The sequence below is a fragment of the Parabacteroides sp. AF39-10AC genome (assembly GCF_003635405.1).
GTDB classification, from domain to species: domain Bacteria; phylum Bacteroidota; class Bacteroidia; order Bacteroidales; family Tannerellaceae; genus Parabacteroides; species Parabacteroides distasonis.
This window is the reverse complement of sequence record NZ_QTLP01000030.1, coordinates 12547-38129: the sequence shown is the minus strand read 5'-3', so window position 1 is coordinate 38129 and position 25583 is coordinate 12547. Positions and strand designations below refer to the sequence as shown.

At 41.3% G+C, this 25583-nt stretch carries 18 protein-coding genes and 1 pseudogene; 15 read left to right on the top strand and 4 right to left on the bottom strand.

Annotated features, from left to right (window positions below):
* Positions 1 to 16 precede the first annotated feature (16 nt).
* From DW033_RS20795 to DW033_RS20775, 5 genes are all read left to right on the top strand, one after another.
* Positions 17 to 379 (top strand): VOC family protein, encoded by a 363-nt coding sequence (locus DW033_RS20795; RefSeq protein ID WP_048928184.1) that lies wholly within the window; start codon positions 17 to 19, stop codon positions 377 to 379.
* Positions 380 to 414: 35 nt separating this feature from the next.
* On the top strand, positions 415 to 1149 hold the full coding sequence (locus DW033_RS20790) for a bifunctional 2-polyprenyl-6-hydroxyphenol methylase/3-demethylubiquinol 3-O-methyltransferase UbiG (protein ID WP_005868658.1): 735 nt from the start codon (positions 415 to 417) through the stop codon (positions 1147 to 1149).
* A 77-nt stretch (positions 1150 to 1226) separates the two neighbouring features.
* Entirely contained in the window at positions 1227 to 1901 is a 675-nt protein-coding gene (gene queC, locus DW033_RS20785) for a 7-cyano-7-deazaguanine synthase QueC (protein WP_005858432.1), read from the top strand.
* 10 nt (positions 1902 to 1911) lie between these two features.
* On the top strand, positions 1912 to 2376 hold the full coding sequence (gene queF / locus DW033_RS20780; RefSeq protein WP_005868655.1) for a preQ(1) synthase: 465 nt from the start codon (positions 1912 to 1914) through the stop codon (positions 2374 to 2376).
* An 87-nt stretch (positions 2377 to 2463) separates the two neighbouring features.
* A complete protein-coding gene (locus DW033_RS20775; protein ID WP_005868653.1) occupies positions 2464 to 3261 on the top strand; it encodes a DUF1080 domain-containing protein in 798 nt (265 codons plus the stop codon).
* A gap of 245 nt (positions 3262 to 3506) precedes the next feature.
* Here the strand turns inward: DW033_RS20775 and DW033_RS20770 are convergent, their stop codons facing one another.
* Together DW033_RS20770 and DW033_RS20765 are read right to left on the bottom strand one after the other, a co-directional pair.
* Positions 3507 to 4271, bottom strand: coding sequence for a TIGR03915 family putative DNA repair protein (locus DW033_RS20770; protein ID WP_005858438.1), 765 nt, complete (start codon positions 4269 to 4271; stop codon positions 3507 to 3509).
* A gap of 26 nt (positions 4272 to 4297) precedes the next feature.
* A complete protein-coding gene (locus DW033_RS20765) occupies positions 4298 to 5557 on the bottom strand; it encodes a putative DNA modification/repair radical SAM protein (protein ID WP_121961339.1) in 1260 nt (419 codons plus the stop codon).
* Positions 5558 to 5825: 268 nt separating this feature from the next.
* On the opposite strand from DW033_RS20765, the gene DW033_RS20760 reads away from it, so the two are divergent.
* The 10 genes and pseudogenes from DW033_RS20760 to DW033_RS20715 form a co-directional block, all read left to right on the top strand.
* Positions 5826 to 6422 carry an RNA polymerase sigma factor gene (locus DW033_RS20760; protein WP_048928186.1) on the top strand — a complete coding sequence of 199 codons (597 nt, stop codon included), beginning with the start codon at positions 5826 to 5828 and terminating at the stop codon, positions 6420 to 6422.
* Positions 6423 to 6657: 235 nt separating this feature from the next.
* On the top strand, positions 6658 to 7503 hold the full coding sequence (locus DW033_RS20755; RefSeq protein ID WP_057327966.1) for a FecR family protein: 846 nt from the start codon (positions 6658 to 6660) through the stop codon (positions 7501 to 7503).
* Positions 7504 to 7753: 250 nt separating this feature from the next.
* Positions 7754 to 11059, top strand: a complete 3306-nt coding sequence (locus DW033_RS20750) for a TonB-dependent receptor (protein ID WP_057327965.1) — start codon at positions 7754 to 7756, stop codon at positions 11057 to 11059.
* 18 nt (positions 11060 to 11077) lie between these two features.
* On the top strand, positions 11078 to 12565 hold the full coding sequence (locus DW033_RS20745) for a RagB/SusD family nutrient uptake outer membrane protein (protein ID WP_122383112.1): 1488 nt from the start codon (positions 11078 to 11080) through the stop codon (positions 12563 to 12565).
* Positions 12566 to 12614: 49 nt separating this feature from the next.
* Complete coding sequence (locus DW033_RS20740; protein ID WP_122383111.1) at positions 12615 to 14162, top strand: sulfatase; 1548 nt, start codon at positions 12615 to 12617, stop codon at positions 14160 to 14162.
* Between the two features lie 203 nt (positions 14163 to 14365).
* Positions 14366 to 15901, top strand: a complete 1536-nt coding sequence (locus DW033_RS20735) for a sulfatase (protein ID WP_122383110.1) — start codon at positions 14366 to 14368, stop codon at positions 15899 to 15901.
* Between the two features lie 47 nt (positions 15902 to 15948).
* Positions 15949 to 17544 (top strand): sulfatase, encoded by a 1596-nt coding sequence (locus DW033_RS20730; protein WP_122383109.1) that lies wholly within the window; start codon positions 15949 to 15951, stop codon positions 17542 to 17544.
* A gap of 80 nt (positions 17545 to 17624) precedes the next feature.
* A complete protein-coding gene (locus DW033_RS20725) occupies positions 17625 to 18575 on the top strand; it encodes a glycerophosphodiester phosphodiesterase family protein (protein ID WP_005868641.1) in 951 nt (316 codons plus the stop codon).
* 18 nt (positions 18576 to 18593) lie between these two features.
* Entirely contained in the window at positions 18594 to 20096 is a 1503-nt protein-coding gene (locus DW033_RS20720) for a glutamine synthetase family protein (protein ID WP_044546068.1), read from the top strand.
* A gap of 505 nt (positions 20097 to 20601) precedes the next feature.
* Positions 20602 to 21336, top strand: a pseudogene (locus DW033_RS20715) (MATE family efflux transporter); the annotation flags it as partial.
* Between the two features lie 45 nt (positions 21337 to 21381).
* Here DW033_RS20715 and DW033_RS20710 read toward each other — a convergent pair.
* Both DW033_RS20710 and DW033_RS20705 read right to left on the bottom strand, forming a co-directional pair.
* Positions 21382 to 23169: a glycoside hydrolase family 15 protein gene (locus DW033_RS20710; RefSeq protein ID WP_122383107.1), complete on the bottom strand. Its 1788-nt coding sequence runs from the start codon at positions 23167 to 23169 to the stop codon at positions 21382 to 21384.
* 5 nt (positions 23170 to 23174) lie between these two features.
* A complete protein-coding gene (locus tag DW033_RS20705) occupies positions 23175 to 25436 on the bottom strand; it encodes a bifunctional alpha,alpha-trehalose-phosphate synthase (UDP-forming)/trehalose-phosphatase (protein WP_048928190.1) in 2262 nt (753 codons plus the stop codon).
* Positions 25437 to 25583 lie beyond the last annotated feature (147 nt).

Here is a 25583-nt window from a genome sequence, read left to right as displayed (position 1 = left end):
ATAAAAAGAAAACAAAATGAACAATTTAATTGCTTTTTTCGAGATTCCAACTGTAGACTTTTATCGAGCGATCAATTTCTATGAAACTATTTTGGGGTTAAAACTATCGGTTTCCGAATGTGAGACAGAGAAGATGGCCTGTTTTATCGAGCAAGGAGAAGCGGTTGGGGCTTTGTTCTACGCTCCTAGTTATCAACCTTCGCCGGATGGTATCTTAATCCATTTTAATAGCCAAGATATCGAGGACACTTTATCTAAAGTATTGGATAAAGGGGGTAAAATTATTATACCCAAGACAAAGATTGAAGCGGAAAATAAAGGATACTTCGCCGTTTTAGAAGATAGCGAAGGAAATCATGTCGGTATCTACGAAAAATAAGTATCTTCGGCCAAGATATCCCTACAATATATAATATGAAAGAAAATAAGTATGATGATGAACGCTTTTTCGGTCAATACAGTCAGATGTCTCGCTCTGTACAAGGGCTGAGAGGAGCAGGAGAATGGCATGAGCTAAAGAAGATGTTGCCTGATTTTAACGGAAAGCGTGTATTGGATTTAGGGTGTGGTTTTGGCTGGCATTGTCGATATGCCATAGAGCGAGGGGCGACCTTCGCTTTAGGCATTGACCTTTCCGGGAAGATGTTAGACAAGGCACGGGAGATAAATCCCTCCCCGTTGATCGAATATAAAAGAATAGCAATCGAGGATTTTGATTTTGCTCCAAATTCTTTTGACATCGTGATCAGCTCCTTGACATTCCATTATCTCGAGTCGTTCGATACGGTTTGTACAGAGGTATATAAATGTTTAACGCAAGAGGGTGTCTTTGTCTTCTCTGTGGAACATCCCGTTTTTACTGCTTATGGCAATCAAGATTGGATTTACGATTCGGAAGGGAAACCTGCGCATTGGCCGGTGGATCATTATTTTCAAGAGGGAATCCGGCATGCTCGTTTTTTGGGAGAGGATGTAACCAAATATCATAAGACACTTACGACTTACGTGAACGGATTGATCAAGGCGGGTTTCTGTATCACCCATCTGGTGGAGCCTCAACCGGACGAATCGATGCTGGATACGGTTCCCGGGATGCGAGACGAACTTCGCCGTCCGATGATGTTGCTTATCGCCGCTCGAAAGAATTAAAAAAAAGCGTATCTTTGTGGCTGAAAAGATGTCTTTTCCGTGTGCTTGCTAAACCACGTATTAAAAACAAGAAAGATATGAAACAACAAGATGCCGCTTTGGTATGCTTCTCGGGTGGACAAGATTCCACGACTTGCCTTTTCTGGGCGAAGAAGCATTTTTCACGTGTAGAGGCCGTATGCTTCACATACGGACAGAAACATTCCTTGGAAATAGAGGTCGCTCGAAAGATCGCTGCGGATGCGGACGTACCTTTTCAGTTATTGGACGTATCGCTTATCAGCCAGTTAGATCCCAATTGCTCGCTTACGAATGCGAGCATAGAGATGGATCAAGAGAAGCCGGAGGATAGCTATCCGAATACGTTTGTGCCCGGCCGTAATATGGTATTCCTTACTTTCGCCGCTATCTTAGCCCGTGGTAAGGGGATTTATCATTTGGTAACGGGTGTCTCCGAGGCTGATTATAGTGGTTATCCGGATTGCCGGGATACGTTCGTGCGTTCTCTTAACGTAACATTAAATCTGGCGATGGATGAGCAATTCGTAATTCATACCCCGCTTATGGACCGGGATAAGAGCGAAGTCTGGGAATTGTCGGACGAGCTGGGCGTCTTTGATCTAGTACGTACGCAGACGCTGACTTGCTATAACGGTGTTATGGCTGAGGGATGTGGGCATTGCCCCGCTTGCAAACTTCGCAAGGACGGATTGGAGAAATACCTGAAAAGGAAAGAAGAGAATCAAAAGTAAATTTAAAGAAATGGACGAGAGAAAACAAGAAGGAGAGTTGCACTTATTAGGTGGCTCTACCGTATATAAACAGGATTACGCTCCGGAGGTATTGGAGGCATTTACGAACAAGCATCAAGGAAATGATTATTGGGTACGGTTTAATTGCCCGGAATTCACCAGTCTCTGCCCGATTACCGGACAACCGGATTTCGCTACGATTCATATCGATTATATCCCCGACGTGAAAATGGTAGAGAGCAAGAGCTTGAAGCTTTACTTATTCAGCTTCCGCAACCATGGGGCGTTTCATGAGGATTGCGTGAATATTATCATGAAGGACTTGATAAAATTAATGGATCCGAAATATATCGAAGTTACTGGTATATTCACACCGAGAGGCGGTATAAGTATTTATCCGTATTGCAATTACGGTCGTCCGAACACCAAGTTTGAGCAGTTGGCCGAGAAAAGATTATTTGATCATAATCAATAAGATTTCTGACAAATCGTTATCTGTTTCGGCAAAAAACGGTATATTTGCAGCAAGAAATGTTAACTAACTAATAAATCATTTTAGACCATGAACAAAAGATTGCTTACAGTTGCGGCTTTCGCTTTAGCGGGTTGCGTCACTATTGTCGCTCAAGACAAGAAAAAAGAGTTCAAGATGCCTACAGGTTATGCGGGTATCACGCATGAGATGTCCGAGTTTTACGAACCTGTTCCGCCGGTAGTCACTCCGGGTACAGATTTAAAAGGTGGAGGTTTCACGGCTCCTTCCGACGCTATCGTTTTGTTTGACGGCAAGGATCTTTCCGCTTGGGAGAGCGTAAAGGGCGGTGCCGCCGAATGGGATGTGCATGATGGTGTATTTACCGTAAACAAGAAGAAGGGTGACATCCAGACCAAACAGAAATTCAACGATTTCCAGATGCACATCGAGTGGCAGGTCCCGACGAATATTACCGGTGAGAGCCAGTCGAGAGGTAACAGCGGTATTTTCCTACAAGGGATGTATGAGGTTCAAGTGTTAGACTGCTACAATAACCCGACTTACGTGAACGGCCAGACTGGTAGTATCTACAAACAATCCATTCCTTTGGCCAATGCCATGCGTAAACCGGGCGAATGGAACGTATACGATATCATTTATACCGCCCCCACTTTCAAGGAAGATGGTTCTTATCGCACGCATCCAACCGTAACGGTTATCCAGAACGGCGTGGTTTTGCAGAACCATACGACGATATTGGGTACGACAGAGTGGATCGGTTTCCCGCAAGTGAAGAAACATGGCGCAGGCCCTATCATCCTGCAGAGCCATGGCGATCCTAGCGAGCCGATCAGCTTCCGTAATATCTGGATTCGTGAGCTATAAGAGAAACGTGTTGATTGTAATAAGAAGGGATGGACTTGATATTAAGTTCATCCCTTTTTCGTTAAATAACAGGCTGGTTTTATATGAGAGAAACATTTTTTTCTATAGCACGAAATTTTAGTTTTCCTTAGATGAAACAAAAGTTTTCCAATGGAGAAACTCTAGTTTCCTGCTGAAAAAACTTTAGTTTTTCGATAATGAAATTAACAAAAACTGTAATTGGCTGATTAATAGCAATTATACTATTATCTCTTCTCCGGCATATATTTCCAAAAACGAGCCGGCATATGTTGGCGATGAAGCCGTGGGTTTAAACGCTCCTTGATAGCGATAGACTTAAAATACTCTTTCCACATACTTTGAAAAAGTTTCTCATCCTTATCCATGATATCCTCACTGAGCAATCCGGTCAATAAGTGTGAATCTTTCTCTTCGAAACGGACTTCTATCGTATCGTTAAGATCATAATAATATCCATACTCTCTTTTTAAGTCGTAAATGAGCCATTGCTGATCAGCGAAACGGTCTTGCGCATAAGGTAATACCAAAGGTAATACGTTATATATAGGTGCGATGGCAGCAAAGTAAGTTCCATCCGCCGCTTTTTGGAAACGAAAGAATTGCATCACTCGCAAGCGTTCGTTGTTTACTTTCTTCCAGATCTTGGCCGTTTCCAATATGTCCGGGTCACCAAGATTGAACTCAATCGTGGCTGGAGCGTCGATCGCTTTGCGGATATATCTGAATAACAACAGGTCTACTTCCGGTAATTCCGACAACCAAGTTACCGTCAGCCCGGAAAGAGAAGACTTGGAGATTTTCTTCTCAAGCCCTTTCCATACCCGTTCTGCTTTCCGGTCGTCCGTATAAATCCGGATCGCCTCGTCATAGAACAATGGAAATGGCTCGCCCTCGGTTACTAACAAATCCGGAAAAGTTCGACGGGAATAGGCATCGAATACAGCGGTAAGCAATCCCTCAAAAGTCTTGTCGTAAACAAATATAATCATTATCAATCCTTCTTATAAAACAGGCGTTAATCTATAAAAGGCAGTATAAGCTGCCGATCGTCTACTTTCTTTCCGCTCTTTCTCGTCAATAGTTGCCGGACGGTTTCAGGGCTGACCTCATTCACGGTCTGCGTCGGGAGTTCCCGGCAAGTAATAAAATAGCTAGCCTTTTTCATGACCACTCCTATTTTCTTCAACTGCTCTGAACCGAGATTAGCGTAACGCCGGGAAACGATTATGATCTTTGCCGATTTCACGCCAATTCCCGGAACCCGAAGAAGCATCTCGTAATCCGCTTTATTGATATCTACCGGGAAGACCTCCGGATACCGCAGGGCCCAAGCCAACTTCGGGTCCACGTCTAGATCCAGATCCGGATATGCGTCATTGACAATCTCATCTACCTTGAATTGATAAAAACGCAATAACCAATCCGCTTGATATAAACGATTCTCACGGACCAGCGGAGGCGTGGTAAGTGCCGGAAGACGGTTATCATACGCATTTACCGGAATGAATCCCGAATAGTAAACACGCTTCATCGTAGGTCTCTGATATAAGGCCGATGATAGACGAAGTATATCCTTGTCGGTATCCGCCGTAGCGCCAACGATCATCTGCGTGCTTTGCCCGGCGGGAGCGAATCGTGGGGCATACCGGAAACGCTTGCGTTCCTCGGCGCTTTGTAATACACCTTGTTGGATATAACGCATAGGGGCAAATACGCTTTTAAAATCCTTTTCCGGAGCTAGAGTCCGCAAGCTCGCCTCATTCGGGATCTCTATATTCACGCTTAAACGATCGGCGTAAAGCCCAGCCTCATTTACCAATTCTTGGCTGGCTCCGGGGATACTCTTCATATGTATGTATCCATTGAAGTGATGTACGAGGCGCAAATCCTTGATGGCTCTCACCAACCGTTCCATCGTGTAATCCGGGTTTCGGACCACGCCGGAGCTTAAAAACAATCCTTCAATGTAATTACGCCGGTAAAACTCGATCGTAAGATTCACCAACTCGGTAACGGAAAGCGTAGCTCTCGGTAAATCATTACTTCGCCGGTTGATGCAGTAGGCGCAATCATACATACAATAATTCGTCAGCATGATCTTTAAAAGCGAGATACACCGTCCGTCCTCAGCGAAACTATGGCAAATACCCCATCCCGCGGCACTTCCTATAGCCCCGCTCTTATGCGAACGGGAGGTTCCGCTGGAAGCGCAGGATACGTCATATTTTGCCGACTCGGCCAAGATTTTCAATTTCTCGAGCACTTTCTCGTCCATAATTTCACCGATATGTTTCGTACAAAGATAATGATCTCACAGAAATCAATAGTACGTTTTAAAGAGATTTAAATGTGATAAAAACCTTATATTTGTATCGTGAAAATTTTGGAAGTGCCTTACTTCGTTGAAATCGCCAGTTTTAACAGCACACAAGGCACAAGCCCTCGCTATATCTGCGGGTTGCTTGTCTACGTGTGCATAGGTCTCTGGCGATACCTTACGAAGTGTGGGCGACAACCCGCTTTTTTTCTAAGCATAAAAGGGCATGAAAGTATCTAAACAAAATATTAAGAACTTGTTATCTTCTGTTTCTTCAGACGGCAGAGGGGCATTTGAGCGCTTTTATAATTTGTATTACGATCAGGTATTCCGTTTTGCGTATTATTGCCTTGGAGAGAAAGAGGCTTGCAAGGAGGTCGTGTCCGACGTGTTCTTTTCTATTTGGAAATCAAAAGCACGCTTAAAAGAGATAGACAATATAGATACTTACTTGTATATAACGGTACGCAACGAAGCGCTTCGTCATATTTCAAGAAGCAATAGTGTCAATAAAATCCAGATGGATCAGTTATATTCATTTGAACCAGAGGAAGAAGCTACTCCTGAGGGTATGTTGGAATCGCAAGAAATGCGGGAACTTTTTAATCTGGCAATTGATGAGCTTCCCGAAAAATGTCGCCTAATATTCTTGATGATCCGTGAGGAAGGATTAAGTACCAAGGGGGTCGCTAAAATCCTATCCATCCAAGAGAGTACGGTCCGAGTGCAAATGAAGATTGCGGTGGAGAAGTTAATAAAACGGTTGAAATCGGATTTTCCTGATATTTCGTTTGTTTTCATATTAATATCCATTTTCCAATAAAATCAAATTAGCCAATGAAGTATATATTCCAAGGCACTTGAAGTATATATCCTATAGCACTTAAAGTATATATTCTACACAGAAGGGAGTAATACTAGGTGAAAATGACTTTCTACACGACAATTATTTGGATGTTTTATGTATCTAGGACATATTTCAAACATTTTAAAAAAAACGTCTTTCTCTTTAAACGAATTTCACCGATCCTTACTCCTTATTATAAGAAAGACGAAATATGGAGACAAGAAAAGAGATCATAAAGCAAATGGGTGACGAAATGAGGGAAGATATCTTCCTAGAGGTCAACAACCGTATCGAACGCAGCTTGCGCAGAAGGTTTTGGTTGAGAATATCTGCGGTCGCCGCCTCCGTCACGCTTTTGTTCAGCATCTCCAATTATATCTCTTTCCATGAAGGTTACAAGAAACTGAACAGCCAAATGATAGAGATGGTGAATCCGATGGGAATGCGATCCTCCGTAGTCCTGTCTGACGGCACGAAAGTGATCCTCAATGCCGGTACAACATTGAGTTATCCGGCAGCTTTCGTCTCCGGGCAGAGGGAGGTAAAGGTGAACGGTGAGGCATTCTTCGAGGTATCGCACGACAAGGAGCATCCCTTTATCGTTAGCGCTGAAAATGTTAAGGTGAAAGTATTAGGAACAAAGTTTAATGTGAAGGCCTATGATGACGATGATAATATAGAGGTGACTTTAGCGGAAGGGAAAGTCGGTGTCGGACTTGACACTAAAAATCTCATCCAGATAATGCCGGGACAGCAAATAAAATATATGAAAGCCTCACATCGCTTTATCAAGAGAGAGGTGAGATTGCAAAGTTATACGGCATGGGTTTGTGGTAAATTCTATTTCACCAATTATCCACTAGAGAAAATCGCTAAGCAACTGGAAAGGAGTTTTAACGTGAGAATCCAGATACTCGGAGATGACTTGAGAAAGGCTGCTTTCACCGGTGATTTCGTACGAGGAGAGAACATAGACCAAATCCTTCGGGTCATGACCGCTAATCGACCTATAAGGTATGAGATAGAAGGGGATCAAATCACGATCTCGAAAAAATAAACTAAATGAGTTATAAACGTTAAATCGATATGCCTATGAAATAGAAAAAAGAGGGAATAGAGAAAAACAAAACGGAAAATGCTACCAACATCTTCCGTTTCTAAAGACTCAAGTCTTAATTATCGCAACACAATTAAAAACTTTAAATCATTGCAAAAGTATGAAATTTATTTCACACACAAGGCATTATATGCCTAATGTTAACCTAAAAAAAACATATAACATCATGAGACTATCTGTTGTACTATGTATGCTCAGCTTATTTTGCGCATCCGCGAAAACGGGTTACTCTCAAGTAGCGGAAATATCATTGAATCTGCACAATGTTACTATCTCGGAGGCGCTTGAAGAGATCAAGCACCAAAGTGAATACTCTTTTTGGTATAAGAATGATGAGATTAATCTTAATGAGAAGATCTCTGTGAAGGCTAATAAGCAAAGTATCAACCAAGTATTGCATGGCATTCTTGGTAAACAAGGTTTGTCTTATACAATCGATGATAAACATATCATAATCTACAAGAAAAATGAACAGCCTCGGATGGTCCAACAAGATGGTAAAATTACAGGTATCATTACCGATCAAGCGAATGTACCCATCATTGGTGCAAATGTTATCGTAAAAGGTTCCTCTATAGGTAGCATATCCGATATGAATGGGCATTTCAGTTTAGATGCGTCGGAAAAGGATATACTTCTGATATCTTATATCGGTTACATGACTAAAGAAGTAAAAATAGGCAAGCAACGTTCCCTTAAAATCCAACTGACTGAGGATACCCAAAATATTGATGAGGTTGTTGTCATTGGCTATGGTTCTGTGAAGAAGAGTGATTTAACGGGTGCTGTATCTTCTGTTAAAACAGCTGAATTACAGCAAACGCCCATGACTTCTATCGATCAAGGTTTAGTCGGTCGAGCCTCTGGTGTGCAAGTAATCCAAACCTCTGGTATGCCGGGAGCCGTAGCCTCTATTCGGGTACGTGGCAGTAGTTCTTTGCAAGGTGGAAACGAGCCTCTATATGTTATCGATGGTTTCCCTGTTTATAGTGGTAGTGGTTTCGGTAATACGGGTGGTAAGACACAGATGAGTGGTTTGTCTACAGTGAATCCATCAGATATTGAGTCTATAGAGATCTTGAAAGATGCCGCCGCCACGGCGATCTATGGAGCACGTGCGGCGAATGGTGTCGTATTGATCACAACAAAAAGCGGTAAAAAGGGACGGGATATTATCTCTTTTGAGGCAAGTTTTGGAATATCAAACGTATCCAAAAAGATAGATGTCATGAATGCGCAAGATTATGCGAAATTAGTGAATGAGGCTTATGCAAATGATGGATTGAAACCCTATTATGATGCTACGGCTTTATCTGAGATCGCAAAGATCGGTAATGGGACGGATTGGCAAGACGAGATCTTTCGTGGAGGAAGTACGCAAACATATCAATTAAGTTTTTCGGGTGGTGACGAGAAGACACAATATGCGATATCAGGCAATTATTTGAATCAAAAGGGAATTATTGAAAATTCGGACTTTAAACGTTACTCGATCCGTCTAAATTTAGATCGCAAAATATTTAAGAACTTCAATGTCGGAACCCATATGACAGCAAGCCATACGATTAATAATGCGGTAGCTACTGATACGGGAGGAGAAGATGGCGTTGTTTCCGGTGCGATTAAGATGAATCCGATACAGCCTGTTTTTGAGGATGAATTGACTGGCGCATATACGCAGGTCAATGTGCCGGGTACGTTGTACCGCAATCCTGTGGCGACAGCTAAAGAGCAAAAATTCAACAATGCTACATCTCGCCTGTTAGGTGATATCTACGCTCAATGGGAGATTATTCCGGATCTACGCTTAAAGGTATCTCTGGGTACGGATATCATGTATCATAAAACAAATAGATATACCCCCTCCAATATCTATCAGTCAGGAGGTGTGGCATCTGCTTATGTAGGTGTAAATAAAAGCATAAATTGGTTGAATGAAAACACATTGACATGGAATAAGACATTTGCGGAAGATCATGATTTGAGTTTGTTGGGTGGCTTCACAATGCAAAGAAACAATAGGGAATATGTCATGGCTTCCTCTTCTAATTTCGTGAATGATGTGATGCAATGGAATAATTTAGGAGCCGGTTCCGTTTACAATAAACCGGAATCAAATGCTACACAATGGAGCTTGATGTCTTATTTGGCACGTGTGAACTATACATTGAAACATAAGTATCTATTTTCTCTAAATGCTCGTGTTGATGGCTCTTCCCGTTTTGGCGCGAATAATAAATATGGATTCTTCCCTTCCGCATCCGCAGGATGGCGTATATCCGAAGAAGCTTTTATGGAATCAGTAAAAGAAACGATTTCAAACTTGAAGTTAAGAGCCAGTTATGGTTTTACGGGAAATACGGAGATCGGAGTTTATGAGTCTCTTGCCACACTAGGTACAAGCAATTGGATTCTGGGTAATCAATTGGTATCTGGATTTTTCCCGAATAAGATACCTAATCCCGATTTGAAATGGGAGCGTACTGGACAGTTTGATGTCGGTTTGGATCTTGGATTATTCAATAATCGGTTACGTGTAACTATGGATTACTACAAGAAGAAAACAACCGACCTTTTATATAATGTAGCGATTCCTTATACCTCTGGTTATGATACCATGCTGAAAAATATCGGAAGCTTAGAGAATCATGGTTATGAGTTATCAATAGAAAGCGATAATTTGACAGGTCCTTTTAGCTGGACAACAGCGTTTAATATTTCTTTCAATAGAAATAAAGTGCTTGAGTTAGGAGGAGAAGAGTATAAAGAGATGGCAGAAGGTGACGGACACTTAAAAACAGGATCTGTGCGTCGCTTAATTGTTGGTGAGCCTGTCGGTGTTTTCTATGGATATCGTTTTGATGGCATTTTCCAAAATGAGGAAGAGTGCAAACAACAAACTTCCTCGGCTGCGCCCATAGGAGTGGGTTTACGGAGATATAAGGATTTGAATGGAGATGGTAAAGTTGATGCTGTTAATGACCGGGAAATATTAGGAAATGCGAATCCGAAGTTTTTTGGAGGTTTAACGAATACTTTTGCTTATAAGGGATTTGAACTGAATGTATTCTTGCAATATTCGGTTGGAAACAAGATCCTTAATTATAATGCGATGGAACTGGAGACTCCTACCGGTGGACAAAATGCTTATGCGGACATGGTAAATCGTTGGACACCAGAAAATCCCAGCAATATTTATCCAAAGGCAACAACAAATAGAAATGTGTTGGTAAGCGACCGATTTATAGAAGATGGATCCTATCTGAAACTAAAAACCTTGTCTCTTTCTTATAGCTTCCCGAAAGTAAATATCAAACATATCCAAGGGCTACGTATATATGTGACCGGACAGAATTTGTTGACATGGACGAAGTATAGAGGATATGATCCGGAAGTTAGTTATCGTGGTGCTTCAACGCTTGAAAGTGGAGAGGATTTCGGAGGTTATCCCCAATCTCGTACGTTTATGCTCGGTGTAAAGTTAGATATTAAGTAACTCTTAAATTGTATAGTCATGAAAAAAATCATAATATGCAGCTGCATATCAATAATCGCATTATTCAATACACAATGCTCATTTTTAGATGAAAAGCCTATAGATAGGTTGGTTGTAGATAATTTTTACACAAGCCAGAAAGATGCACAAGCGGCGGTTGATGCGACTTATCAACAGCTTAATAGCATTTATAGCCGTGCTATGTATATGCTATGTGATCTGACATGTGACGGAATGAAGAATGGTCTAGGAATGCCAAATGCCTTTTTGCAAAATTTAGAATTTCTGCGTCATACACCCGAGAATACATTTATCAGGGATATGTGGAAAAATAATTATATGGGGGTTATGAAAGCAAATGCCGCGATTAATAATATTCCATCCATTACAATGAATCCTGATTTGCAAAAAAGATTTATCGCAGAGGCTAAATTCTTGCGCGCCCTTTATTATTTTAACTTGGTTCGCTTTTTTGGGGATGTTCCATTAATAACTCAATTGGAAAATATTGATGACGCAATGGGACCAAGAGTCTCGAAAGAGCAGATCTATGAGCAAATCATATCAGACCTGACAGAAGCAGAGAATAGTCTCCCATTTCCTTCTGAATATAAGATTACGGATGCTGGACGAGCAACCAAAGGTGCCGCAAAAATCTTATTTGGAAAAGTCTATTTGACAAAAGGCGATTTTGCTAAGTCGAAGGAAAAACTAGCGGAAGTAGTAGAGCAGGAAGGTGCTTATGGATATGGTCTGCATACGAATTATGGGGATAATTGGAACTTGGATACTGAAGTAGGGAAAGAAGCTGTGCTTTATATAGAATATAAACCAGACCCATTTCCTCACAATGATGAGATGAGCTTGACAGGCCCGAAATATTCTATACCTGAAACTGTTGGTGTAACAGGTTCGAATGAAGCTGATATTCCAACAATGGAGTTAAATAATGCTTTTAAAGAAAATGACAAGCGGAAAGCTGTGAATTTAAGGACTCATTATACGAATCCTACAAATGGAAAAGAATTAATATCAAGCATTCCTTTGTTTGGCAAGTATTGGCAAGAGGGTATAACTGCCATTAAATTCTGTGAAATCAATATGCATATCATTCGTTATTCAGATGCCTTGCTTATGTATGCTGAAGCATTAAATGAAATCGGAGAGTCCGCAAAGGCCCACCAAATTCTTAACCGTGTTCGGGAACGTGCGTTTGGAGATTCCTCTGGGAATTATTCGGGCTTGTCCAAAGATGCATTTAGGGAAGCAATACTGAATGAGCGTTTTTTGGAATTTCCGATAGAAGGGCATCGTTGGTTTGACTTAGTTCGTACAGGTACATTTATAAAACGGATGAAAGAGCATAGTGCATACGAAGCGAAAGTTGCCGAAAAAAATAAGACGGATATCGCTAGTAACATAAAAGATCACATGACTCTAATGCCTATTCCTCAACGAGAATTAGATTTGAATCCTGAGTTAACTCAAAATCCGGGTTGGGACTAATTATGAATTCGGAGCTGTATATTTTACAGCTCCAAAATAATTCTTTTCTATGGATGCAAGATTTAATAACACGCTGTTGGCATTGACTATCGCAAGTCAATGTCTAGCAGGACAGCCTGAAAATCAGAAAGCGGAAAATACTTCTTCTGGTATAAAGCCTTTAAATGTCGTTTTCATTCTTTCGGATGACCATCGGTATGATTATATGGGATTCATGGGAACTATCCCTTGGCTGGAAACACCCAGTATGGATCGGATGGCAAAAGAGGGAGCGCATATTAAAAATGCGTTTGTCACGACTTCTCTCTCCTCACCCAGCCGGGCTTCTATATTGACAGGTATGTATTCGCATAGTCATAAGGTTGTTGATAATACCGCCCCTCTTCCCGAAGGGTTGATCTTTTTTCCTCAATACCTGCAAGAGAACGGATATAAAACAGCTTTCTTTGGAAAATGGCACATGGGAAATGACTCGGGTGCTCCCCAGCCAGGATTCGACCATTGGGAAGGATTTAAAGGACAAGGAGAATATTATAACCCCCGTATTAATACAAATGGAGAATGGATTCAGTATAAAGACAGTACCTATGTTACGGATTTGTTAACTGAGCATGCGATCCTGTTTATGAAGAATCAGAAACAAGCGGATAAACCATTTTTCGTTTATTTATCTCATAAGGGCGTACATGATAATTTCTCTGCGGCAAAACGACATAAAGATTGTTATAAAGACAAGGAGTTAGTATTACCTCAGACAATCAATACCCCTTATTATGGTGTTAAAGATTTACCGACTATTCATGAGGAAACCGGAAAAGCTGCTTCAGGAAAAGATTATTATGGAGAGAAAATGTCTCCTAATTGGGTTAAAAATCAAAGAGAAAGCTGGCATGGGGTAGATTATTCTTATCATGGTCGTCCTTGGGATGTTCAAGTCCGCAAATATTGCGAGACCCTGCGTTCCGTGGACGAAAGTATTGGCTCTGTCCTAGATTATTTAAAAGAGGCAGGATTGGATGATAACACGTTGGTGATTTATATGGGTGATAATGGCTTCGCATGGGGAGAGCATGGATTGATTGACAAGAGACAATTTTATGAGGAGTCTGTCCGGGTTCCTATGCTAGTTCGTTGTCCCGGCTTATTTGAAGGTGGTAAGGTTATAGAAAACATGGTGCAAAATGTTGATGTGGCTCCTACAATAATGGCATGTGCTGGTTTGGATAAGGCTAAGCAAATGGTAGGGTATTCTTTTTTGCCATTGCTTAGAGGAGAGCTGGTGGATTGGCGAGATCATATTTTCTATGAATATTATTGGGAATATGAATTTCCGCAGACACCTACGATGCATGGTATTCGTACCGACCGATACAAGTACATACGTTATCATGGGGTTTGGGACACGAATGAATTCTATGATTTACAAAATGATCCGTATGAAACAACTAATTTAATTGCAGAGCCTGAATATAAAGAGGTTATCAAGCAATTGAATGGTCGCATTTATGATTGGTTGGAATCTACGGATGGAATGAATATTCCTTTGAAACGAACTGTGAGACCTCATACGGATCATAGGAATCAAGGGGATTATTAATCTGTGAATGTATGATTCAAGGCTTGTCTAGTGAATAACTTACGGTTTGTCAAGCCGCAAGCTTGCGGCTACCCCCAGCCGTTAGCTTACGAGTTTGGAAGTGATAAGTTATTCACTTGGGAAGCCTTGTATTAGTCGTTTTATGAATCTTTTAAAGATTTGTTATTTAGAAGTTTAGTTGTAATAAATTAATACAAAATGTCATGAGATACAAATATCTTTTACTTTCAAGCATTTGTCTGTATGACCTTAGTGCCGTTCAAACAGCAATAGCACAGAATGGGGCACCGAATATTATCTACATCATGTCTGATGATCATGCTTCGCAGGCGGTAAGTGCTTACGGCGGCATCTTATCTAATATTTTGCCGACACCCAATATCGACAGGATAGCGCATGAAGGCGCTATCCTTCGGAATTGTTTTGTGACAAACTCGATAAGCACTCCTAGCCGTGGAGCGATTATCACCGGTCAATATAGTCAAAAGAATGGGGTTTATACCTTGCAAGATCCGCTGAATCCGGATCATCCCAATGTGGCTAAATGTTTGCAGCAGGCAGGTTACCAAACGGTCATCTTTGGTAAATGGCATTTGCACGCTGAACCTACCGGATTTGACTACTACAACATCCTTCCGGGACAGGGACGTTATATAGATCCACAATTGATAGAGAAGGGAGAATGGGGAGACGATCCAAGAGTGGATCACAAAGGTGGAAAGGTTTATAAAGGACATTCCACGGATGTGATTGGTTCCGAGGCTATCAAATATATGGAAAATCGAGATAAGAGCAAGCCTTTCTTTATGATGTGCCATTTCAAGGCTCCTCACAGACCGTGGACACCCGCTGAGCGTTTCAAGGATTTATTGAAAGATGTAACGATCCCGGAGCCGGAGAATTTATTGGACACATATGAGGGCAAGGGAGAGTATGCGGAGTTGCTACGGATGAGCATGGAGCATTTGAGGCAGACGGATGTGAAAACGGATATACCTACGGACATGAGCCGGGATGAGCTGCGTCATTGGGCTTACCAATTATATATCAAGGATTATTTACGCTGTATCGCTGGCATCGACGAGAACGTAGGGCGTATCTTGAAATATTTGGACGATAATAGCTTGGCTGAGAATACGGTTATCATGTATACGGGTGACCAAGGTTTCTTCTTGGGGGAACATGGTTGGTTTGATAAGCGATTGATGTATGAGGAGTGCCTGCGTATGCCATTCGTTATCCGTTATCCGAAAGAAATCAAACCCGGCACGGATAATAAGGATATAACATTGAACATCGATTTCGCTCCTCTATTTTTGGATTATGCCGGAGTGGACAAGCCTAGCCAAATGCAGGGAGAAAGTTTCCGCTCGAATTTGAGAAATGAGACCCCAGCTAATTGGAGACAGGCTATGTATTACCGCTATTGGATGAATGCAGATAACGACCATAACGTGACAGCCAACTATGGTATCCGTACGGATCGCTATAAATTGATATTCTATTATGGAGAGTCGTTGGGAATGACCGGGACCAAGAATGAGTCCAGAACTCCCGAATGGGAATTGTATGACTTGAAAGAGGATCCAATGGAAATGAAGAACCTGTATAACGACCCATCGAAAAAGGCGTTGATTAAAGAGTTGAAGACAAAACTATTGGAATTGAAACAACAATATGACGATGAGGATAGTAAATATCCGACTATGGCTGAGATAGCCCGGAAGTATTATTGGTGATAATTTCTGTTTTTTGTACGTTTGTGTAATTTTAAAATTTTGAATACATGAAGAATGCGATTAACTATGGGGTCTTCTTAGCCCCTGCCCTTTTATTCTCCGCATGCGGAACAGGGCAAAAAGAAGTGGCAGAGAAGCCGCTCAATATCATTCATATCATGACGGATGATCATTCGTATCAAACTATTAGCGCTTATGGACATGCGCTAGGTAAATTGGCTCCTACACCAAATTTAGATCGTTTGGCTGCGGAAGGTATGTTATTCAGGCAAGCCTTTGTAGAGAATTCTCTGTCTACTCCTAGCCGTGCTTGTTTGATGACCGGTCTTTATAGCCATCAAAACGGACAAAGACAATTAGGAAAAGGTATTGATACGACAAAAGTATTCTTCTCTGAAATCTTACAACAGCACGGTTATCAAACAGGTGTTGTCGGTAAATGGCATATGCAATGTGAGCCGAAAGGTTTTGATTATTATCATGTGTTATGGGATCAGGGAGATTATTATAATCCGGAGTTTAAAAGCAATGAATCGAATGGCAAGTATGTAAAAGAAGAGGGATATGCGACGACCCTTACGACCGATCACGCTATCGAGTTTTTGGAAGAGAGGGATAAGGATAAGCCTTTCTGCCTGCTGGTTCATCATAAGGCTCCACATCGTAACTGGATGCCGGATACGAAATATATGGATTTATATGAGGATGTAGAGTTCCCATATCCAGATACTTTCAATGATAATTATGCTACTCGTTGCGATGCCGCACGTACACAAGAGATGAGTATAGACAAAAATATGACTTTGGTTTATGATTTGAAGGTAGATGAGCTTAAAGATAAGGAGGCTTATAAAAAGGAATGGAATATTGGTGGTTGGGAGGCCTCTTTGGATCGTATGACCCCGGAACAACGGGAGGCTTGGATCGCTTCTTATAAGCCTCGTAACGAAAAATTCATTAACGAGAACCTGAAAGGTGAGGATTTGGTTAAATGGAAATATCAACGTTATATCAAGGATTACGTACGTTGCATCAAATCGATTGACGATGAGGTAGGGCGTTTGATCGCCTATCTGGAAAAAGAAGGGCTTATGGATAATACCGTGATCGTTTATACCTCGGATCAAGGTTTTTACATGGGTGAACATGGCTGGTTCGACAAACGTTTCATGTATGAGGAATCTTTCCGTACGCCGTTGATTATCCGTTATCCTGCTAAAATCAAGGCGGGAAGTGAATGTACGGCCTTAGTACAGAACATTGACTATGCCCCGACTTATCTGGATATAGCCGGTATCGAGAAACCTGATTATATGGTAGGAACTTCTTTAGTCCCCTTGTTTGGAGGCGAGACACCAAGAGATTGGCGTGAGTATCTATATTATCATTATTATGATTATCCAGCTATCCATATGGTACGTCGCCACGATGGCGTACGTGACAGTCGTTATAAATTGATCCATTTCTATGGAGAGAAGAATGAGCATAATGACGCGATTAATTGCAATGAGCTTTACGATTTGCAAAGTGATCCGAATGAGCTGAATAATTTATACGATAATCCGGAATATGCTGATATCCAAACTCGCCTGCAAGCACGTTTGGATAAGTTCCGTGTAGACCAGAAAGTTGACGAATATTAAGGTGCTAACTCTGTAAAATCATTTATTTTGTGTAAGTTTGGCGGATAGAAAGAATCATTCACCTAAAATACGATCGTGAAATGAAAATCAATTTATCCGCCAGATTTTTAATGCTGGCCCTGCTTTGTGGTTCTTGCGTATTGAACACGCCAAAGGAGGAGCTTGAATACAACGGAATGAATACGCTACAGATATCAAATGTAGATGATTTGATATCTTTCTACCAATATGCCGATGACCGAATTCCTTTAATTAGTGGACACCGAGGTGGACGGGGAAAAGGCTATCCTGAGAACAGTATGGAAACCTTTGAAAATACCCTCTCTTATACTCCTGCCACGTTCGAGATAGATCCGAGGTTAACCAAAGATAGTGTTATCGTCCTTTTCCACGATGATACACTGGAGCGTACCAGTAATGGGACTGGGAAAGTTTCTGATTATACTTGGGAAGAATTGCAAAATTTCCGTTTGAAGGATCCCGAAGGAAATATCACAAACTATCGTATCCCGACTTTAGAGGAAGCGATTCGTTGGGCCCGTGGAAAAACAATCCTAATCCTTGATAAGAAGGATGTTCCGATGGAGCGCACTGCTCAGTTGATTACCGATATGCAAGCGGAACCTTATGTAATGATTACGGTTCATGATGGTGCCTCGGCTCGTTTCTTTTACGAGAAAAATCCGAATTTCATGTTTGAGGCTTTCGTGAAAACGAAAGAGGCGGTTCAAGACTATGAGGATAACGGTATACCTTGGAATCATATCATGGCTTACGTAGGTCCGAAGATTACCCCCGAAGTCCGTGAGGTGATCGATATGTTACATGAAAGAGGTGTCATGTGCATGATATCTACCGCTCCCTCCGACGATAAACTATCCACACCCGAAAGTCGTGCTGAAGCATACCGTATGATCATCCGTCAAGGTGTGGACATCATAGAGTCTGACCGACCTATAGAGGTTGCTGAAGCGATCTCTAGCTTGATTCCGGTTAGCAGTTCCAAAGGAAAGTTTTTCTCTACACTATAAACATAATCAATATAAGACATGAACAAAGAACTAGAAATGACTCCCAACGTATTAGTGGAGTTTTTACAAAAGCCAGCGTCCGAGTTTACGAAAGAGGACATTATCCGTTATATCTATGAGAAAGATATCCAGATGGTTAATTTTATGTATCCTGCAGGCGACGGACGTTTGAAAACACTAAACTTTGTAATCAACAATGCGGCCTATCTGGATGCGATCTTGACTTGCGGTGAGCGTGTGGATGGCTCTAGTCTTTTCTCGTTTATCGAGGCGGGAAGTAGTGACCTGTATGTGGTGCCCCGTTTCCGTACGGCTTTCGAGGATCCGTTTGCGGAATTACCTACGCTTACCATGCTTTGCTCATTCTTCAATAAGGATGGAGAACCCTTAGAAAGTTCCCCGGAATATACCTTGCATAAAGCTTGTAAGGCTTTTCATGAGGTGACGGGAATGGAATTTGAGGCAATGGGTGAATTAGAATATTACGTAATCGCACCGGATGAAGGCGTTTTCCCTGCTACCGACCAAAAAGGTTATCATGAATCCGCTCCTTACGCTAAGTTCAATGAGTTCCGGACGGAGTGCATGCACTGCATAGCGCAAGCCGGGGGACAAATTAAATATGGTCATTCAGAAGTTGGTAACTTTACGTTAAATGGTTTGATCTATGAGCAAAATGAGATCGAGTTCTTACCATGTCCTGCGGAAAATGCAGCGGATCAATTGATGATCGCTAAATGGGCGATCCGCAATCTAGCGCATGAATATGGATATAACATCACTTTCGCTCCGAAAATTACGGTGGGAAAAGCAGGTTCCGGTCTGCATGTCCATATGCGTATCATGAAAGATGGCAAGAATCAGATGTTAGCGAATGGTATCTTATCCGAAACCGCCCGTAAGGCTATCGCTGGAATGATGTGCTTAGCTTCCTCTATTACGGCTTTTGGAAATACGAACCCAACCTCATATTTCCGCTTGGTTCCACACCAAGAAGCACCTACGAATATTTGTTGGGGAGATCGGAATCGTTCAGTTTTAGTTCGTGTTCCGCTAGGTTGGGCCGCAAAAACGGACATGTGTGCTTTGGCGAACCCATTGGAACCTGCCAGCCATTATGATACGAGCCAAAAGCAAACGGTCGAGATGCGCTCACCGGATGGCTCCGCTGATTTATACCAATTATTGGCAGGATTGGCAGTTGCGTGCCGCCATGGTTTTGAGATCGACGATGCTTTGGAGATCGCTGAGAAGACTTATGTAAACGTGAATATTCATAAGGAAGAGAATCAAGATCGCCTAAAGACATTGGATCAACTCCCAGACAGTTGCGCAGCCTCAGCCGCCCGTTTAAGACAACAGCGTGCTGTTTTTGAAAAATATAACGTATTTAGTCCGAGTATGATAGACGGCATCATCCGTAAACTGGAATCTTATGATGACGCTTCTTTACGCAAGGACCTAGAGAATAATCCGGAAGAGATGTTGAAGCTGGTCAATACTTATTTCCATTGTGGCTGAAAATCTTTTTTATGGTTTCACAAGAGGGTGTGTCATGACACACCCTTTTTATGCCCTGCTTTCATTTCTTGAACTTTCCATTGCGTTTTTTTGAATATCCGAGCACAAGAGAGGCCATAAATTAAAACGAAAATATTCTAGAGAAGAAAAAAAAGATATAATAGTAAAAAAAACATGATAAAAAATTGTTATTTACAAATTAAAGGCTTACCTTTGCCAACATCAAAACAAAATGATGTTATAAATTCATTTTGAAGTTATATGTTTTTCGAGTTTAACCTTGACTGTGAGCACAAAAGATTATCGCGAAGATCTTTTGAACGGTTGGATAGAGACGTCTATTTAGCCGTTTTTTCTTTTAGCCCTATCCAATAAAGCTATTCAGCTATTTGACAAATACAGCTTTATTTGTCACGGAGATTTTATATCCTTTTATTTTATGGATTACGAAATAACATACTGCATAAAAGCGGTATGTTGTATCGCACTATTATACAGTTGAGCAATGAATTATACATATAAACAAATATGGCTCATCAACTTTCCTGTAATAATGAGCATCTTAATGGAACAATTAATCAATATTACGGATGCTGTTTTCTTAGGCCACGTTGGAGAGATAGAATTAGGAGCGTCCGCTATCGCCGGAATTTATTATTTGGCGATTTATATGCTTGGTTTTGGGTTTAGCATTGGGTTGCAAGTAATGGTAGCTCGAAGGAATGGAGAGCAAGATTACAAGGAAACCGGCAAGACCTTTTTTCAAGGCTTATTTTTCCTTTTGGGATTGGCTATCTTTCTTTACCTTCTCATTCATACGGTTTCCCCATTTATACTAAAGAAGCTGATCGTTTCCTCGGATATTTATCGAGCGGTAATCCTATACTTGGATTGGCGTAGCTTTGGATTGTTGTTTTCATTCCCATTTTTAGCGATACGTTCTTTTTTAGTGGGGATAACGCATACAAAAGCTCTATCTTGGGCTGCTGCCATAGCGGTATTAATCAATATTCCTTTAAATTTTTATTTGATATTCACTAGGGAATTAGGAATCTCGGGGGCGGCAATTGCCTCTTCTTTGGCAGAGATGGGCTCCTTTATGATGCTTTTCTTCTATATGTGGATACGATTGGATAAAGAAAAATATGGGTTAAGGCCGGTCTATAATGGTAATTTACTTATAAAAGTCTTGAAGTTATCAATATGGAGTATGCTTCATGCGTTTATTAGTGTAGCCCCTTGCATAGTGAAAAAATATTTCCAAAATGAAAGAGATACAGAAGGTTTATTTAAAAAACAGTCGTATGTCCTCTTCCGAAAACAATATAGCGGTATTGACTAGTGCCAAATGGGAATATGCTTGAGGAAAATTCCCCAGTTGCTCCTTGGTTTCAAAATCAATGTCTTCACTGAAAAGTCCCAAGTGATTTGAATTATGAAGCATTTCCTCAAACAGACTACGTGCTTCTTCTTTTTCTCCTATGACATAAAGAGCACGAATGAGCCAGAACGTACAAATAGTAAAGGCGGAAGAGGGAAGTCCGAAATCATCATGAGATTTATAACGGTACATCAACCCTTTGTAAAGTAACGCATTCTTTATCGCTTGCACTGTTTTATGGTAGCGTATGTCTCTCGGATCGATAAATCCGTACGGTTCCATTAACAACAAGGACGCATCAAGGTCGGAATTACCGTAGGCTTGCGAGAAACTTTGCATCTCTTCTTTCCAACCGTTTTTCATGACATTTTCTTTGATTACGGTCGCTTCTTCCGACCAACGTCTCCGGTATGTCGGTTTGTTTAATAAATCTGCAATACGAGCTCCCCTGTCTAATGCGACCCAGCACATAACTTTGGAGGAAACAAAATGCTGTCCTTTTCCTCTAATTTCCCAAATGCCTTTGTCTGGTTTTTTCCAGTCAATCATCACATTCGTCAGGATACTTTTTACCATTTCCCACATATCTTCCACCTCGTCCAATGTACCGGGCATCAAACGATAGTATTGGTAGATCAGGTCCATTAAATAGCCGAACGAGTCATTTTGAAGCTGGTGGTAAGCATCATTACCGATCCGAACGGGTCGTGAGTTCTTATAACCGGAAAGATGTCCCAGAATAACTTCCGTCAATTTTCTTTCTCCGCGAATACCGTACATGATCTGGTAAGTATCGTGTTGAGAAACAAAAGTAGACTGGACAAATCTCATGAACCGCCTTGCGGCTTCCACATGGCCTATCTGGAACAAAGTTTCAATGGACATGGAGGCGTCGCGCAGCCAACAAAAACGATAATCCCAGTTACGGACTTCTCCGATCGTTTCCGGTAGGCTAGTTGTTATGGCCGCCAATACGGCTCCATTATAAAAAGACATCAATTTTAAAACTAGGAGACTTCGCTCAATGACATCGTTATAGACCGTAAACTTCTTGGTTCGGTCAGTCCAATTCAACCAATAAACCAGCGTCCGGCAGTATTCCAGTTTCTCACGCTCAATGTTGACAGGTATTACTTTCTCGTTATATGAAAGTAGCAAGAACTCGTCCTTAGCCAGTACGATTCCTTTCTGTTCCAAGATGTTGTGCAAAGGTAGTGAGGAATAAAGATATTGCCTATCTTTGCTGTTAGAAGTAGAGTAGGTCTCTATATATTCCGAGGTCGTGTTGAAAATTGTCTTTCCACGGGCATAGTCCGGAGCCGGCTCATAGTTGATTTTAAAACGGGGAGTACCTTTGATTCTGCGGATATATCGGTAGATCTCTGCCGGACGATAACAATTGCTCGCATCGCTCAGATGGTAACAAGGCATGAAATCTACAACGGCAAATTCATTTTCTTCTGATACGAAGTTGGTCGAAAGAATATTTGTATGAGGAACATACGATTGCGATATTTGATAATCCGGAGAAACCTCGAAGCCGAAATATCCCCCTTTCTCCCGATCGAGCAATGATGCAAAGATGGAAGGTGAGTCGAAGTTAGGGAAACATAACCAATCTATACTGCCTTTATCCGAAATCAAAGCCGCAGTGCAGCAATTTCCTATTACTCCGTAATTTAACTTGTCCATAAAAATTATTTTTTATTTGTCCACAATCCTTTAAAAAAATCAACGGTGGCTTTCAGTTGACCTTTTATGCTTTTGGAAGTCGTTCCGTAACTAACACCTTCACCCGACAGTTTTTCCAAAAAAGGCAATACTTCTTCCTGCGAGGACAGATTGTATTTGGCTTTTTCAGATACAATTCCAACTTTAACTGTTATGGCGGATACTGGAAGAGCCCGGAACATATCCTCATCCGTCGTGTCATCTCCCATTGCTAGTATAAAATCATAGCGGGAAGCCAATAATAGGCGAGCTACTTCCGAACCTTTTGTGCATTCTGGAGATTTTATTTCCACGACTTTGTTGCCCTGCATGATTTGTAATCCCTTTTTCAGGCAAACAGGCATTATAGCCTTTGTTAGCTGTTGCGCTCTCAGCTCTCCCAGCCAGGCGTCCGATTCTCTATAATGCCAGGCAAGAGCAGCTTCTTTTGTCTCAAGATGAGAGTACGGGGTTTTGCTTACAAACAAATTTAGAATAAACAATAGCTCCGAATCCCACTCTCGATTGCCTATGTTTTTATGCCATGCGCCTTTTTCCTTGTAAAATGCACCATGCTCGGCGGCAAAAGACAGAGGAAGATCTCCCAGCCATTTCTCCAATGTATAGTGGTCCCGCCCGCTATTAATGGTTACATGATTCCGAGAGTCGGAACAAAAACGCTGTAACAGGTCTCGTAATGCAGGTGTTGGAACTTCATCTTCCGGATGATTTTTGAATGCAGTTAATGTTCCGTCGTAATCCAGCAAAATCAAGCGCTTTTTCGCTTGGTCATATAATGTTTTGATTTCGTTCTGGTCTTGTGCGGAGATCTTTTTCTTTTGTAATCGTTTGTTTTTCTCTGCGGTCTGCCGCCATTCTCTCATGAAATCCGCAGCCCATTTGTTTACGGTTTGAACCGAAAGGATGGCTTGCATTCGCTGAAGCCTTTCTCTTTGTTCCTCCAATGGCATTTTCAATGCACGGCAAATGGCTTGTTCGATCTGGTCCGTGTCGTTTGGATTAATCAATAAAGCATCAGACAATTCAACCGAAGCACCGGCCATTTCACTTAAAATGAGTACCCCCGGATTATCTTGTTTGGTAGCGACATACTCTTTTGCCACAAGATTCATACCATCGCGCAAAGGGGTTACCAAGGCTATATCGGCAACATAATACATCGCTACTAATTCCTCAAAAGAGAAACCGTGATAAAAATAACATACCGGAGTCCAATTCATGGTAGAGTAAGTTCCATTGATAGAACCGATCTCCTCGTCTATTTTGGTTTTCAATTCGGCATAACTGCCTACATGGTCGCGAGAGGGGACGATAACCATCGCCAATGTCACTTTCCCGTGATATTCCGGATGATTTTTCAAAAAAGAGGCGAATCCGTAAAGACGGTGCAATATTCCTTTGCTGTAATCCAGTCGGTCTACCGATATGATTAACTTATGATCTCCAAATAGAAGTCGTGTTTTCTCTACTGCGTGGTGGACTTTGTCATCAGCTATCACATTGTGATAAAGATCATAGTTTATCCCCATCGGTAATGCATCCACACGGGTTACACGATCATTCATTTGAACTTCATCCAGATTGAAATTCTTATGAAGGATGCGTTCCGTCGCACTGATGAAATGACGCATATAATCGTGAATGTGAAAAGCGACAAAGTCGGCTCCCAAAAGTCCGTTCAGGATCTCGACCCTTTCGGGCAGAATCCGGAAAAGTTCATGTGAAGGGAACGGAATATGGTGGAAATACCCGATATGAAGGTTGGGAAACTTCTCACGGAGCATGCCCGGCAACAGCATTAACTGATAGTCCTGTACCCAAACCCAATCATTAGGTTCAACTATCCGAGATATCTCTTCACAAAAAACAGCATTGACTTCCCTATATGATTCCCAAAAGTTCTTTTTATATAACGTATAAGCAAAAAAGTAATGACAGAGGGGCCATAGGGTACTGTTGCTATATCCTTCGTAGTAATTTTCATACTGCCTGTCGGATAAGAATACCGGATGATAATTATTTTTTTCCAATTGACTGCAAATGTCATCTTTTTCCGTCTTTTGTTCTACGCAGACGCCAGGCCAACCAATCCAATGTTTTTCACAATCAACGTCCAATGACTTCAAACCTGTAGCCAGCCCTCCTTCGCTCCGTGAAAAAACAAATTTTCCATCGGAGGAACGTGTAACTTTTACAGGCAACCTATTCGAAATGATAAATAATCTCATATTTGAAATATTATATACAACACAAAGCAAAATCCATACCAATTTGTATTTGTCATTGATAAACAGATGTTTGCAAATAGGGAAGCCTAAGTAATATTACCAAAATGAAAAAGTGTTTTTCATTTTAGTTGTTTTTTTTACTTTCAA